The following is a 14,301-nucleotide window of genomic DNA, read 5'->3' on the forward strand; positions in this document are numbered from 1 at the left end:
CAGCCCAGAGAGCCGACACCCCAGAGCCGACAGAGGACAAGACGCATGGACGAGATCCTGTACGAGGTCGACGGCCGGGTGGGGATCATCACCCTCAACCGGCCCGAGGTCGCCAACGCCCAGAACAGTGAGCTCCTCGACGCCCTGGACGCGGCCTGGAGCCGGGCCGCGGCCGACGAGGACGTGAAGGTCGTTCTCCTGAAGGCCAACGGCAAGCACTTCTCGTCGGGCCACGACCTGAAGGACCGCTGGCCGGCGCCGAAGGAGATCACCCTGGAGTGGATCTACAGCGCCGAGACCCGCCGATACCTGGAGTACACCCTGCGCTGGCGCAACGTGCCCAAGCCGACGATCGCCGCAGTGCAGGGCAAGTGCATCGCGGGCGGACTGATGCTCTGCTGGCCCTGTGACCTGATCGTGGCCGCCGAGAACGCCGAGTTCTCCGACCCCGTCGTGCACATGGGCATCGGGGGAGTCGAATACCACGGTCACACCTGGGAGTTGGGCCCGCGCAAGGCGAAGGAGATCCTCTTCACCGGACGAGCCGTCACCGCCGAGGAAGCGGAGAAGGTCGGCATGGTGAACAAGGTCGTCCCGCTCGACCAACTGGGCAGCGAGGCCTTGGAGTTGGCCCACCAAATCGCCCGGATGCCGTCCTTCGGCCTGCGCCAGGCGAAGCGGGCCGTCAACCAGAGCCTCGACGTCCAGGGCTTCTACGCCGCCATCCAGTCCGTGTTCGACATCCACGAGACGGGACACGGGAACGCGCTGAGCGTGAGCGGATATCCCATTCTCACGCAGCTCGACGCCATGAAGGAACGCATCAAGGGCCAGTAGGCCGGGCCGCCCGGGTCGATGGGCCGGACCGCGACCGTCACCGCCCCTTGTGCGCGGTCGCGCCCCGGCTCATGGCCAGCACCGCGTCACGGCGGCTCAACGCCCCGAACGGTGAACCGCCGGTCGGGGTGGGGCTGCCGCAGATCCAGGTCGGACCGTCGGAGAGATGGTCGAGCGCCTCGGCGGCCACATCGTCCGGATCGGCCAAGTCGCCACCGTAGGACCCCCCTTGGACGCCCTCGGTCCGGCGCAGGGACGGGGTGTCGGTCCTGCCGAGGACCAGCCCCAGGACGTCCACCCCGCTGCCCTGCCACTCCGCCCACAGGCTCTCCGCGAGGATGAGGTCGAACGCCTTCGACGCGCCGTAGGCGGCGAGCGTGGCGCCACCCGCCCACGCGGCGCCCGAGGTCACCAGGACCACGGCTCCCCGCTTGCGCGCCACCATCGGGCCACCGAAACGGTAGGCCGCTTCGAGTACGGCGGTGCAGTTGCGCCGCACCAGCCCGAGATGGATGTCGAGGTCCTTGTCGAGGAACGGCACGCTGCGGTCGTCGCTGCCCGCGTTGTACACGAACAGACCGACCTCCAGACCGGCGGTCGCCGCCTCCAACTCCGCCAGGGCACTCGGGGAGCTGAGGTCGAGCGCGACGGTGCGGACCGCGACGCCGTACCGGGCGCGGATCTCGTCGGCGAACGCCTCCAGCACGGGCAGGCGCCGGGCCACGAGTACGACGTTCATCCCCTGGGCCGCCAGCCGGTGGGCGAACGCGGCACCCACCCCGTCCGACCCGCCGGCGATGACACTCCACGGCCCGTACTTGGTAGTGAGGGTTTCGGTCACTTCGTACTCCTCAATCAAGATCAGTCAGATCGTCCGGGCGAACGGAGAACCTTCTTCTTGACCGCGTCCGACGACAGCACCGTGCCGATGATCCCGAGGTCGGCACCGGTGCTGCGCGCGACCTCGCGCACCACGGCGACGTCCTTGCTCATCAGGTCCGCGAGCCGCACCGCGACCGAGTCGACCGACCCGCCACTGGCGACGACACCGAGCGCCCGACTGGCACCGCTGCCGTGTTGCAGGGCCGCGAGAATCACCTTCTCGTCGATGCCCAGCGACCCCGCCACCCGCACCGCGTCGACCGCGAGACCGACCTGGGCCACGAACAGGGCGTTGTTGACGAGCTTGACCCGCTGACCGTTCCCGGCCGGTCCCACGTACATGACCGGCGAGGCGTACGTCTCCAACAGCGGTCGCATCGGCTCCAGTTGCGCCTCGTCCCCGCCTACCCACAGGGTGAGTCGGCCCGCGGCGATGTCGTGCGGGCCGCCCGAGAGAGCGGCGTCCAGCACCCGGACACCGCGCTCCGCGCCCGCTTCGGCGAGCAGACGGGCGGTCCCGGGGGTGGAGGTGGTGTGCTGGACGAGCGTCGCCCCCGCCGCCATGGCCGCGACAACACCGTGAGGGCCCAGGCACACCGATCGCACCTGCTCGTCCGTCAGTACGACGACGAACACCGCGTCCGCGTCGCGCACGGTCTCCTCGACCGTCTCGGCCCGACTCGGCCCGTCTGCCTCTGTGTCGGTGCGCGTCTCCGGGTGGCGCGAGTGGACGGTGACGTCATGCCCCGCGGCCACGAGGCGCTCGACGATCGGCTGCCCCATACGGCCCGACCCGATGATCCCGATCTTCAACTCTCCTCCAGAAGGAGCGAGTTGGAGGACGGCGCCAGCATCGCGCGCGGCCCCTCGGTGCCGTCGAGGTTGGCGTTGACCCGCTCGGCGATCCGCCAGCCCTCCGAAGTGCGAACCCAGCGCCAGGTGTTCGCGGAGACCTGGTACACCCAGAACCGGCCGGCGTCCACGTCCCAGCGCAGGTGCAGCGCATGGCTGCGCCCCGTGGCGTGGTCGCCGTCGACGACCACGTGCGGCGCGGTCAGGATGTGTCCGCAGCCGGTGTGGATCACGGTCTGGTGGCCGGGGCCGTGGACCATGCCGACGATGCCGTCCCGGCCCTCCATCCGCAGATGGGGGATCGCGTCGAAGACGCCGTCCTCGGTCCAGAGCGCCGCCGCGGCGTCTCCCGAGCCGCTGTCGACAGCCGGTCCGTACTGCGCGACGAGCTGCGTGATCTCGACCTGGTCCTCCAAGACGCGCACCTTCGCCGCCAACGCTGCGACGCTGGCGCGTAGTTGGGCAAGTTCGTCGGTCTCGCTCATGAGTGTTCAGCTCCCTGGTACGACGATGATGCGGGCCGGCCCGTCGGCGTCCCGTGCGGCGTCGAGCGCGGCCGGCACCCCGTCGAGCCCGACGGTGTGGCCGAGCATCGGCCCGACATCGAGGCTGCCGGAGCAGACCGCCCGGAACGCCTCGTCCCAGTGGTCCATCGACGGGCCGCCCCCGAACTGGATGTTGATGCCCTTCCGCTTCGCGGTCAGGGTGTGCAGATGGTCGCCCTCCGGCGGACCGCCGACGGAGAAGATCCGCGTACCGCGCTCGCAGCCCTTGATGATCGAGTCGAGAACGCCGGGGACGCCGACGCACTCGAACACGACACAACTCGACCGGCTCCCGGCCGCGTTGCGCCACGCCTCGTACGGCGAGACCACGGCCGGGTCGACGACCACGTCGGCCCCCATGGCCAGCGCGGTCGCGCGGCGCGACGCCACGAGATCGGCCGCGACGATCGGGCCGACGCCGAGGTTCTTGAGCCGGCCGATCACCGAGAGGGCGATGGCGCCGCAGCCGATGACCAACGGCGCCTCGCTCGCGGTGAGTCGGGCGCGGGAGGCGGTCGACCAGCCGACCGAGATCGCGTCGGCGACACACACGATCTCGCTGGGCAGGTCCGACACCACGACCCGGGTGATGGCCTCGGTCAGCAGGAACAACTCCCCGAATCCGCCGGGGGAATCGGGGTTCTGGCCGATGATCCTGCGGCCGGCCGGAGTGGCCAGCACGGGCAGCGAACTCACCCGCGTCCCGACCGGGATCCGGCGCTCGGTACCGGGGCCGTGGTCCACGACCTCGGCGCAGTACTCGTGACCCATCACGATGTCGACGTCCTGGTCGTACGTCGACATCCCGCTGTCGTCGTCGGCGCCCGCCTCCGGATGGTCCATGAAGTGCAGGTCCGACGCGCAGATCCCGCACGCCAGCGAGCGGACGAGGAGTTGACCCGGTCCGGGCACTGGATCGTCGACGGTCCGCGCCTCGACGCTCCCGCCCCGCAGCACAGCAGCACGCATCAGACTCTCCTCCGCACTCCGAAGCCCGTCCCCTTCGGACTGTAGCCACACAAAGGTAATTACAGAAGACCGTCTCCTATAATTAAGAGAACGTGGAACACCGCCCGATCACTACAATCACGGCATGGCAGAACCGCGCCGCGCCCCTGGCCGTCCACGGGACACGAGCATCAGCGAACGAGCCCTCGCGGCGACGCGCGAACTCCTCGTCCGGCGCGGCTTCGACGCGACGACGATCCAGGCGGTGGCGGAGCACTCCGGCGTGCACGCCTCCGCCATCTACCGCCGCTGGCCGTCCCGGATCGAGCTGATCGAGGAGGCCACGTTCCCCGGACTCAGCCCATTGAGCGTCCAACCGACAGGGGACCTCCGCCGTGATCTACGCCGGTTCGTCCGCGCCTACTTGGCGGCCTTCGGCGCGCCCGCGGCCCGTGCCGCCGCGGCCGGTCTCTTCGCGCACTCCCAGACGTCGAACACGCCCCGGCCGCCGGAGATGCTGCTGCGCGTGTCGGCGCGGCCGCAGTTCCAGGACATCCTGCGCGCCGCGCCGACCGGGTCCGTCGACCCGGCCGTGGACCCGGACGACGTCTTCGACATGCTCCTCGGCGCCGTCCTGACCCGCACCCTCTTGTCCACGGTCGCGGCCCGCAACCGCCCCGTCGAGCGCACGGTCGACATGATCCTGCGGATGCTACGACCCCTCGACGGGCCGGTGTGATCAACTCCCGCCGCTGGCCTGGGCGTTGATGTCAGCGGCGTTCGTCGCGGAACACCTTCCCGCCCTTCATCACGAACCGGACGTCCGCCATCACGGAGACGTCCTCCAGCGGATCGCCCGGCACCGCGATCAGATCGGCGAGCAGCCCTTCCGCGATACGGCCCCGGTCGTCGGCGTCGATCAGCTCCGCCGCGTTGACGGTCGCCGCCCGGAGCGCCTCCAGGGGAGTCATCCCCCGGTCGACCAGGGCGATCAGCTCCTGGGCGCCCCGGCCGTGCGGGATCGCAGGCGCGTCCGTACCCAGCGCCATCCGGACACCCGCCTTGCCGGCCCTGGCCACCACCGTCTTCGCCCGGGGGAAGATCTCGGCGGCCTTCTCCTTCAGCTCGGGCGCGGCGTGGGACATGTCCATCCCGTCGATGAGAGCGGTGGTCGGCACCAGGAAAGTGCCCCTCTCCGCCATCAGCGCGATGGTGTCGTCGTCGAGCAGGAAGCCGTGCTCGATGCAGTCGATGCCCGCCTCCACCGCGGACCGGACGGCGTCGGCCCCATGGGTGTGGGCCGCCACCTTGAGTCCGCGGCGATGGGCCTCGTCGACGATGGCGCGCAGTTCCTCGTCGGAGTAGTGCTGCGCGCCGGGGGTGCCGGTGTGGGACATGACGCCCCCGGACGCGCAGACCTTGATGAGCCGTGCCCCGTGCTTGATCTGGTAGCGGACGGCCTTGCGCACCTCGTCGACACCGTTGGCAATGCCCTCTTCCAGGGAGAGGGGCATAATTCCAGGGGCGTACGCGGCGAACATCGTGGGGTCGAGATGGCCGCCGGTGGGTGTGATGGCGTGTCCGGCGGGCACGATGCGCGGGCCGTCGATCCAGCCGGCGTCGATGGCCTTGGCCAGCGCGACGTCCAGCAGATAGCCGCCCGTCTTCACGAACAGGCCGAGGTTGCGGACCGTGGTGAACCCCGCGCGCAGGGTCCGCCGGGCGTTGCCCACCGCGCGGAGCATCCGCAGCGGGGGATCGTCCTGGACGGGGGAGAACGCGAGCGTCTCTCCCCGGCCACCCATCAGGAGGTTGACCTCCATGTCCATGAGACCGGGCAGGAGAGTCACGTCGCCGAGGTCGAGAATCTCGTTCTCACCGGCGCCCTCGCCGATGCCGACGCCGGTGTGCGTGATGCGATCGCCCTCGACCGTGATCAGGCCCGGTGACTCGAACTCGCCCGTCTCCACGTGCAGTACACGCGCCGCTCTGAGCGTGAGCACGACCGGTCAGACCTTCGGCTCGACGACGAGGTCCATATAGGCCGCCCCGCTGTCCGGCACCCGGGCCTGCTTCCAGACCTCGACCGGGAACGACACGTTGACCAGGGAGAACATCAGGAGCAGCAAGTTGCGCTCCTGCTCCGGGAGTTCGGAGAGCGGGAACTTGTCGAGGTGGTCGGAGGCCTGTTCCAGCAGCGGGAACGCGGCGTCGTAGAAGGCCTGCATCTCTTCCATGGAACTGGCCAGGCGCTTGCCGTAGCGGTCGCGCTCGGTCTCCAGGACCCACGCGTTGAACGGCTCTAGTGCCGCGAAGTCACTGGGCAGCATCGGTGTGCTCCTTGACGTAGTCGGCGACCGTCTTGTGCAGATGGCGGAGCAGCAACTCCTGGTCGCAGAGCGGGAATTCGGTGACGACCCGGCTCTTGAGCATCGTCTGGGTGGCCTCCAGCGTGTTGCCGTCCTGGAGCGCGTACTCCTTGAACGTCACCGCCGCCAGCTCCTGCTTCAGCCGCTCGCGCGCCGTCTTGGCGGGCACGAAGTACAGGTTGGCCTCGAAGAGGTGCTTGTCCACCGCCGTCGGCCAGTAGTGGTAGGTGAGATACCAGCCGGGCTTCCAGATCAGCAGGGTCATGTTCGGGAAGAACTCGAAGGAGTCGTTGCCCCACGCACGGTGCCGGCCCGGGTTGAGGCCCGTCGGCAGATTGTCCAGGCCCTCGATGTCGGGCGCCTCCCACGGACCGAACAGGCCGCTGCGCAGGACGCGTTCGATCGGCTTGACGATGGTCAGGTCCTTGGGCGGCGACATGCCTCCCCAGGACGAGATCATCGAGTGCGGGGGGTGGATCTCGTAGTGCAGCGCCTCGTACCCGACGTTGAAGAGCTTGTCGGCCTCGTCCTTGACGGCCTGCTTCATGTGCAGGACGGGTGCGTGGTAGAACTCCGCGAACGCGTCGATGAACAGCTTCCAGTTGCTGCCGATCTCGGCCCTGTAGGTGAAGACCTCGGTCATCTCGTGGAAGGGGTAGCCCTCCAGGCCCTTCGCGAACTCGCCCAGGTACTCCTTGAGCGGCTGTGCGTCGGGGTCGAGGTTGACGAAGACGAACCCCTCCCAGACCTCGCAGCGGACCAGTTTGAGGCCGTAGTCCGCCTTGTCCAGGTCGAAGAACTCCTTCTCCTGCTGGACGAAGGTCAGATCGCCGTCGAGGCTGTAGCGCCAGGCGTGGTACTTGCAGGTGAACTGGCGGCAGGTGCCCTTGACCTCCTCGCCCGGGAAGTCGTTCCACACGAGCTTGTTGCCGCGGTGGCGGCAGACGTTGTGGAAGGCGCGGATCTCCTTGTCCTTGCCCCGCACGATCACCAGTGAGGTGTCGGCGACCGCCAGCTCCTTCGTGAAGTAGCTGCCGACCTTGGGCACTTGCTCGACCCGGCCGACGTTCAGCCAGGTCCTCTTGAAGATCGCTTCCCTCTCGGCCTCGTAGTACGCGGGGTCGATGGAGTCCTCGTAGTTCACCGGGCTGGTGCCCAGCTCGGGGTAGTTCTCGGTCCAGCTCCCGGCCTCGGGCTTGGTGAAGTGCGGCATGGGATCACCCCTCTCGCTTGTGAGAATACCATTCTCTTTTTGGGAAACTGAAGTTCTCTTCCGAGATCACGGGGTCGAGTTCCACGCCGAAGGTGTTGAGGGCCATCGTGAGCATCGTGTAGGCGCCGATCGTGAACACCAGGTCCATCAGCTGGTGTTCGTCCAGGTCGGCGGCGAGGGCGGTGTACGTCGCGTCCGACAGGCCCGAGTCGGTGTCCAGTTCGTCCACCGCCCGGTTGAGCAACGTGTCGGCGCCCGTGCGGACTTCGTCGATCTCGGCCTCGGTCACCCCGGCCTTCCGGGCGATCAGGACATGACTCGCCCACTCGTACCTGCTGCCCCGCCGCCAGGCCACGCGCAGGACGGCCAGCTCGCGGACGCGCACCGGCAGGGTCGTGGTGTTGAGGTGCATGTTGAACGTCAGGAACGCCCGGGCCAGCGCCGGATGACGCTGGAAGATCCCCAGGACGTTGGCCTGCGGCAGCTTCCGGGGATGGCTGATGACCGAGAACAGCTCGTGGTCCCAGTCGTCGTACGGCACCGGGGGGATGCGAACGGTGTTCTCGGCGGCGGCGTCGTGGTGCGAGCCGCGCTCGCCGTGTCCGCTGTGCTCGGTGGCTGTCTCGCCGGGTCCGTGGTGTTCGCTCCGCCCGCTCACGTGTTCCGCCCGCCGTTGACGCCCAGGATCTGGCCGGTGATGTAGCCGGCCTCCTCGGAGGCGAGGAAGGCGCAGGCCGCGGCGATGTCCTCCGGGCGCCCGACCCGCCGTACCGGAGTGCGCTGGATGTGTTCCTCGACCGTCCCGCCGAGGAGTTGGCGCTCCTCCGAGCGGCGCAGCATCGGCGTGTCGATGAAGCCGGGCGGCACCGCGTTGACGGTGATGCCCTGCGGGCCCAGCTCCAGGGCCAGCGCCTTGGTCAGCCCGTTGACCGCCGATTTCGCGGCCACGTAGTGCGTCATGAAGGGCTGGCCGGACTGTGCGCTGGACGAGGAGATGTTGACGATCCGGCCCCAGCCGGCCTCCACCATGTCCGGCAGAACCGCCTGGACGCAGTGGAAGACGCCGTGGAGGTTGACGTCGATGACCCGCTGCCAGGCCTCGAAGGTGAGGTTGGCGAAGCGCTTGTAGCCCTCCGTCCCGGCCGCGTTGACCAGGACCGTGACCGGGCCGAGCTGCTCCCGGATCTCGGCCAGTGCCTCGTCCACCTGGGCCCGGTCGGAGACGTCGGCCTTCCGGGAGAAGCCCCTGTCGGACGGGTTGAGGTCGAGGGTGGCGACCTGGAGACCGTCGGCCTCCAGGCGCTGTGCGATGGCTTGTCCGATGCCGGAGCCGCCGCCTGTGACGAGCGCTGTCCTCATACCGGAACCCCCTTCGTCTCGATCATGAAAATCTCCCTTCCGGATCTGAGAAGCGTATTCTCGTGTCCGGTGCTTCCGGAAGTCCCGCGCAGGCGGGGGCTGTTCGCCGAGCTCCGCGGGTCTGTCAGCAAGTCGTCAGGATGACATTCTCGCTGCCGGATGGTTGATTCGCGTATAAGGAGAATGTAGTTTCCGCTTCATTGGAGCAAGCCGTCCATCCATGCGAGGAGAACAGGATGCGGTTCCAGGACAAGGTGGCGATCGTCACCGGAGCGGGACAGGGAATCGGCGAGGACTACGCCCGGGCGCTGGCCGCCGAGGGAGCACGGGTCGTGGTCGCCGACATCAACGAGGAGCAGGGACAGCGGGTCGCCAAGGAACTGGACTCCGCGCTCTTCGTCAAGGTCGACGTCGGAGACCCCGCCTCGGCCGACGCGCTGGCCGCGGCCACCGTCGCCGAGTTCGGCCGCATCGACTACCTGATCAACAACGCCGCGATCTACCACAGCATGCGGCGCGAGGGACTGACCACCGTCGACCTCGACTACCTCAACCGCTTCATCCAGGTGAACCTGATGGGCGCCCTCTACGTCACGCGGGCCGTCGTCCCGCACCTGACCGAGGGCGCCGCGATCGTCAACCAGTCCTCCGCCGCCGCCTACATGGCGAGCGGCTACTACGGCCTGGCCAAGATCGGCATCAACCACCTCACCGCCTCGCTCGCCGCCGAACTCGGCGGCCGGGGCATCCGCGTCAACGGCATCGCCCCCGGCCCCACCGACACCGAGGCCACGGCCACCGTCGTACCGGTCGAGTTCCAGGAGCGGATGACCCAGGCCTTGGCCATCAAACGGATGGGCACCCCCGGCGACTTGACCCCCACCGTGCTGTTCCTGCTCTCCGACGACGCGGGCTGGCTCACCGGCCAGACCATCAGCGTGGACGGCGGACAGGTGGTGCGGCTGTGACCCGCCTGCTCATCGACGGCCAACTTGTCGACGGGGAGCGGACGTTCCCCTCCCTCAATCCCGCGACCGGCGAGGTCTACGGCCACGCCCCCGACGCCACCACCGCCCAGGCCGAGACAGCCGTGGCGGCGGCCCGCACCGCCTTCGACACCACGGCCTGGTCCACCGACGTACAGCTGCGCATCCGCTGTCTCGACCAGCTGCACCGGGCGCTCACCGACCACGTCGAGGAGCTGCGCGAGCTGACCATCGCCGAGGTCGGCGCACCCCGCATGCTCACCTACGGCCCCCAACTCGACGACCCCGTCAAGCTGGTGCGCTACTACGCGGACCTGCTGCGCAAGTACCCGCTGACCGAGGAACTCGGCGAGTCCGAGAGCCGCGGCCAGCGTCACCGGCGCTGGGTGGAGAAGGAGGCCGCCGGGGTCGTCGCGGCGATCATCGCCTACAACTACCCGAACCAACTCGCCCTGGCCAAGCTCGCCCCCGCACTCGCGGCCGGCTGCACGGTCGTCCTCAAGGGCGCCCCCGACACCCCGCTGACCACCCTGTTCCTCGGCCAACTCATCGCCGAGCACACGGACATACCGCCCGGCGTGGTAAACGTCCTCACGTCCTCCGGTGCCGACGTCGGCGAGACGCTCACCACGCATCCCGACGTCGACATGATCACGTTCACCGGTTCCACCGCGACCGGCCGCCGCATCATGGAGGCCGCGAGCCGCACGGTGAAGAAGGTCTTCCTGGAACTCGGCGGCAAGTCCGCCATGATCGTCCTGGACGACGCCGACTTCGCCACCGCCGCCATGTTCGCGGCCGGCACCATCTGCTCCCACTCCGGGCAGGGTTGCGCGCTCACCTCACGACTGCTCGTGCCCCGGGAGCACCACGACGAGATCGTCGCCATGGTGGCGGCAGGCCTCGGCCGCATCCCGCTCGGCGACCCGGCCGACCCCAAGACCTTCGCGGGTCCGCTCATCAGCGAGCGCCAGCGCGAGAAGGTCGACGGCATGGTCGAGAGGGCCGTAGCCGCCGGTGCGAACCTCGTTGTCGGAGGCGAGAAGATCGATCCCGGCTTCTTCTACAGGCCGACTCTCCTCAGCAACGTCGACCCGGACAGCGAGATCGCCCAGGACGAGGTCTTCGGCCCGGTGCTCGTGGTGATTGCGTACGACGACGATGACGACGCCGTCCGCATCGCGAACAACTCCATCTTCGGCCTCTCCGGCGGCATCCAGAGCGCCGACGACGAGCGGGCCATCGCGCTCGCCCGCCGGATCCGCACCGGCACCTTCAGCATCAACGGCGGCAACTACTTCGCCGCCGACGTGCCGTTCGGCGGCTACAAGCAGTCGGGCATCGGCCGCGAGAGCGGAGTGGCCGGTCTGGAGGAGTTCCTGGAGTACAAGGCGTTCGCGGTCGTGGTCCGGTCATGATGCCGCTCGAAGGCATCCGCGTCCTCGAAGTCGCCATGTACGGCTTCGTGCCCTCGGCGGGAGCCGTCCTCTCCGACTGGGGAGCGGACGTCATCAAAGTCGAGCACGCCGTTACCGGCGATCCGCAACGCGGTCTCCGCCAGACCGGCACGATGCGCGTCGAGGGCGACCCCAACCCCAACGTCGAGCACGCCAACCGCGGCAAGCGCAGCCTCGGCCTCGACATCTCCCGCCCCGAGGGAAAGGACGTTCTCTACGACCTCGCCCGGCGCTCGGACGTGTTCCTGACCAGTTTCCTTCCCGGTCACCGGGAGCGGTTCGGCATCGACGTCGACGACATCCGTAGCGTCAATCCCCGCATCATCTACGCCCGGGGCAGCGCCTTCGGCCCACGCGGAGCGGAAGCGAGGAAGGGCGGCTACGACATGACGGCGTTCTGGGCCCGCGCCGGCACCGCCGCGAGCATCACCCCCGAGGGCACCGACGGCATCATCAACCCGCCCGCACCGGCCTACGGCGACACCATCTCCGGCACCAACCTCGCCGGCGGCATCGCCGCCGCGCTCCTGAAACGCGAACGCACCGGCGAACCGTCGGTCGTGGACGTCTCGTTGCTCGGCAGCGGACTGTGGGCGATGGGCCACGCCACCGCGCTCTCCCTGCACCTCGGCAAACCCTGGATCCCGCCGCGCGTCGGCACCCACGGCTCCGTCACCAACCCCCTGTCCGGGCTGTACGAGACCTCCGACGGCCACCATCTGGCGTTCGTCATGATGCAGCCCGGCAAGTTCTGGGCCGATGTGTGCCGGCACATCGACCGGCCCGAACTCGCCGACGACCCCCGCTTCGACACGGCCGAGAACATCGCGGCCAACACGGCGGAGGCCGTCAAGATCCTGCGCGAGGTCATCGCCACCCGCACCCTCGCGGAGTGGAGCGGGCGATTCACCACCCTGGCCGGGCCGTGGGCCCCGGTGCAGGACTCCCTGCAAGTGGGCGACGACCCGCAGATCAGAGCGAACGAGTACCTCCTGCGAGCAGGAGAGCTCGAACTGGTCGCCAGCCCCGTGCAGTTCGACGTGCAGGCCCCACAACTCGGGCCCGCACCCGAGTTCGCCGCCCAGACCGAGGAGATCCTCCTCGAACTGGGCCTGGACTGGGACCGCATCATCGCGCTCAAGGCGGCGGGCGCCGTCACCTGATCACCCGACAGCGAGACTCACATTCTCAACGAGGAGAACCGATGAGACGCTTGCTCATCCCCGCGCTCGTCCTGGCCCTCGCGGCCGCGGCCGGATGCTCCGGCCGCACCAAGTCCGCGGACACCAGCAGTCCTTCCACCACCGGAGCCGCCGACACCGCCACCGCGGACTTCGGCACGCTGAAGTCCGTGTGCGGGAAGGGGACGGCCAAGTCCGTCACCAGCCAGGGCGTCACCAGCTCCGACATCAAGGTCGGCGTCTTCAGCGACGTCGGGTTCACCAAGAACCCGGAGTTCGAGAACGCGGCCAAGGTCTTCACCTCCTGGTGCAACGCCGCCGGCGGCATCAACGGACGCAAGATCACACCCGTGACGCACGACTCAGCGCTCATGCAGGTCAACCAGCAGATGATCTCGGCCTGCCGCACCGACTTCTTCGAGGTCGGCGGCGGCGCCGCCCTCGACGGCCTCGGCGTCAAGACCCGGCTGAAGTGCCTGCTCCCCGAGTTCCCGGCACAGGTCACCTCCGAGATCGGCGCCGACCTCCAGGTGATGACCCAGGGCGCCTCGTACGGGTACTCGCCCTACGCGGGCTACTACTCCTGGCTGTTGAAGGAGGCGTACCCGTCGTCGGCGAGCGGCGTCGGCATCATCTCCGGTGACGTGCCCATCACCAAGGTCCTCTCCGCGCAGGACAAGGAAGTCCTCATCGCGATGGGCGGCAAGGTCACCTACTCCGACCTCTACCCCGCGCAGGGCGTGTCCGACTGGACGCCGTACGCCCAGTCCATCAAGACGAAGAAGGTCAAGGGACTCGTCTTCCTGGGGGACTTCACCCAGTTGGCGAAGCTGGAGCAGGCGCTCACCAACATCGACTACAAGCTCGACTGGGTCGACGCCAACAACAACGCCTACGGCCCCGCGTTCCTCAAGCTGGCCGACACCGCGTTGAGCGCGCAGACCAACTTCGCAGCCATCGACGGGACTTACCCGCTGGAGAAGGCGGACGACAACCCGGCGACGAAGGAAATGGTCGCCCTGTTCAAGAAGTACGCGCCCGACGCGCAGATCACCCTGCCCGCCGTGCACGCCTTCTCCACCTGGCTGCTGTTCGCCCGCGCGGCCCGCGACTGCGCGGAGCTGACCCGCAGTTGTGTCCTGGCCAATGCCAAGAAGCAGACCGAGTGGACCGGGGGAGGGCTCCAGGCGCCGGTGAACCTGTCCGCGCCTGACGAGCCCGTGAAGTGCTTCAACGTCGAGAAGGCCACCACCAGCGGCTGGGTCCCCGCCGACTTCAAGCCGACCGACGGCGCCTACCGCTGCGACGCGCCCGTCTACAAGTACAAGGGCAACTACGGCAAGCCGCCGACGCTGGCCGACGTCGGCAAGTCGCTCGCCGACCTCAAGTAGCCACGCCAGAAACCCCGTTCACCACGGCGTTCACCACGGCAGGAAGGAAGGACCGTGAAGGTACGAGTCGACCCGGAGCGCTGTCAGGGCCACACGCTCTGCGCGATGCGCGCTCCGGACACCTTCGAGCTCAGCGAGATCGACGGGCACTCCTCGGTCGTCGAGGAAGAGGTCCCGGCCGACCAGGAGGCGGCCGTCCGCGAGGCGGTCCTGTCCTGTCCGGAGCGGGCGATCTCCCTCATCTCCTGACCCCACCTCATCCACCGAGCAGGAGAGGACTC

16 protein-coding genes are annotated in these 14,301 nt (G+C 68.7%); 7 read left to right on the top strand and 9 right to left on the bottom strand.

Going from position 1 to position 14,301, the window contains the following annotated elements; genetic code table 11:
- The first annotated feature begins 45 nt into the window (after positions 1-45).
- Positions 46-837, top strand: a complete 792-nt coding sequence (locus OG226_RS46645; protein ID WP_328685575.1) for an enoyl-CoA hydratase — start codon at positions 46-48, stop codon at positions 835-837.
- 37 nt (positions 838-874) lie between these two features.
- On the opposite strand, the gene OG226_RS46650 is transcribed toward OG226_RS46645, so the two are convergent.
- The 4 genes from OG226_RS46650 to OG226_RS46665 are packed head-to-tail and all read right to left on the bottom strand — an operon-like array spanning position 875 to position 4,085.
- Entirely contained in the window at positions 875-1,678 is an 804-nt protein-coding gene (locus tag OG226_RS46650; protein WP_329352588.1) for an SDR family NAD(P)-dependent oxidoreductase, read from the bottom strand.
- Between the two features lie 20 nt (positions 1,679-1,698).
- On the bottom strand, positions 1,699-2,532 hold the full coding sequence (locus OG226_RS46655; protein ID WP_329352589.1) for an NAD(P)-dependent oxidoreductase: 834 nt from the start codon (positions 2,530-2,532) through the stop codon (positions 1,699-1,701).
- On the bottom strand, positions 2,529-3,056 hold the full coding sequence (locus OG226_RS46660; RefSeq protein WP_329352590.1) for a nuclear transport factor 2 family protein: 528 nt from the start codon (positions 3,054-3,056) through the stop codon (positions 2,529-2,531). Before OG226_RS46660 ends, OG226_RS46655 begins: the two co-directional genes overlap by 4 nt.
- 6 nt (positions 3,057-3,062) lie before the next feature.
- Positions 3,063-4,085, bottom strand: coding sequence for a zinc-binding dehydrogenase (locus tag OG226_RS46665; RefSeq protein WP_329352591.1), 1,023 nt, complete (start codon positions 4,083-4,085; stop codon positions 3,063-3,065).
- Positions 4,086-4,209: 124 nt separating this feature from the next.
- Between OG226_RS46665 and OG226_RS46670 the strand changes: the two genes are divergently transcribed.
- Positions 4,210-4,803: a TetR/AcrR family transcriptional regulator gene (locus OG226_RS46670; protein ID WP_329352592.1), complete on the top strand. Its 594-nt coding sequence runs from the start codon at positions 4,210-4,212 to the stop codon at positions 4,801-4,803.
- A gap of 31 nt (positions 4,804-4,834) precedes the next feature.
- On the opposite strand, the gene OG226_RS46675 is transcribed toward OG226_RS46670, so the two are convergent.
- From OG226_RS46675 to OG226_RS46695, 5 genes are read right to left on the bottom strand one after another with little or no spacing between them, the layout of a single operon-like run.
- Positions 4,835-6,067 carry a metal-dependent hydrolase family protein gene (locus OG226_RS46675; RefSeq protein ID WP_329352593.1) on the bottom strand — a complete coding sequence of 411 codons (1,233 nt, stop codon included), beginning with the start codon at positions 6,065-6,067 and terminating at the stop codon, positions 4,835-4,837.
- A gap of 6 nt (positions 6,068-6,073) precedes the next feature.
- On the bottom strand, positions 6,074-6,394 hold the full coding sequence (locus OG226_RS46680; protein WP_328685582.1) for a hypothetical protein: 321 nt from the start codon (positions 6,392-6,394) through the stop codon (positions 6,074-6,076).
- Complete coding sequence (locus OG226_RS46685) at positions 6,381-7,646, bottom strand: aromatic ring-hydroxylating oxygenase subunit alpha (protein WP_328685583.1); 1,266 nt, start codon at positions 7,644-7,646, stop codon at positions 6,381-6,383. Before OG226_RS46685 ends, OG226_RS46680 begins: the two co-directional genes overlap by 14 nt.
- Positions 7,647-7,650: 4 nt before the next feature.
- Positions 7,651-8,304, bottom strand: coding sequence for a carboxymuconolactone decarboxylase family protein (locus OG226_RS46690; protein WP_329352594.1), 654 nt, complete (start codon positions 8,302-8,304; stop codon positions 7,651-7,653).
- Positions 8,301-9,005, bottom strand: a complete 705-nt coding sequence (locus OG226_RS46695) for an SDR family NAD(P)-dependent oxidoreductase (protein WP_329352595.1) — start codon at positions 9,003-9,005, stop codon at positions 8,301-8,303. Before OG226_RS46695 ends, OG226_RS46690 begins: the two co-directional genes overlap by 4 nt.
- Before the next feature lie 236 nt (positions 9,006-9,241).
- Between OG226_RS46695 and OG226_RS46700 the strand changes: the two genes are divergently transcribed.
- Genes OG226_RS46700 through OG226_RS46720 form a run of 5 tightly spaced genes read left to right on the top strand, consistent with a single transcriptional unit; the run spans position 9,242 to position 14,269 of the window.
- Complete coding sequence (locus OG226_RS46700) at positions 9,242-9,973, top strand: SDR family oxidoreductase (RefSeq protein ID WP_262062210.1); 732 nt, start codon at positions 9,242-9,244, stop codon at positions 9,971-9,973.
- The gene (locus OG226_RS46705) at positions 9,970-11,409 is read left to right on the top strand and encodes an aldehyde dehydrogenase family protein (protein WP_329352596.1); all 1,440 of its coding nucleotides are present in this window, start codon (positions 9,970-9,972) and stop codon (positions 11,407-11,409) included. Before OG226_RS46700 ends, OG226_RS46705 begins: the two co-directional genes overlap by 4 nt.
- On the top strand, positions 11,406-12,611 hold the full coding sequence (locus OG226_RS46710) for a CaiB/BaiF CoA transferase family protein (protein ID WP_329352597.1): 1,206 nt from the start codon (positions 11,406-11,408) through the stop codon (positions 12,609-12,611). Before OG226_RS46705 ends, OG226_RS46710 begins: the two co-directional genes overlap by 4 nt.
- 41 nt (positions 12,612-12,652) lie before the next feature.
- A complete protein-coding gene (locus OG226_RS46715) occupies positions 12,653-14,020 on the top strand; it encodes an ABC transporter substrate-binding protein (protein ID WP_328685588.1) in 1,368 nt (455 codons plus the stop codon).
- A 54-nt stretch (positions 14,021-14,074) separates the two neighbouring features.
- Entirely contained in the window at positions 14,075-14,269 is a 195-nt protein-coding gene (locus OG226_RS46720) for a ferredoxin (RefSeq protein ID WP_327406534.1), read from the top strand.
- Positions 14,270-14,301 lie beyond the last annotated feature (32 nt).

This window comes from Streptomyces sp. NBC_01261 (assembly GCF_036226385.1).
Taxonomy (GTDB): Bacteria; Actinomycetota; Actinomycetes; order Streptomycetales; family Streptomycetaceae; genus Streptomyces.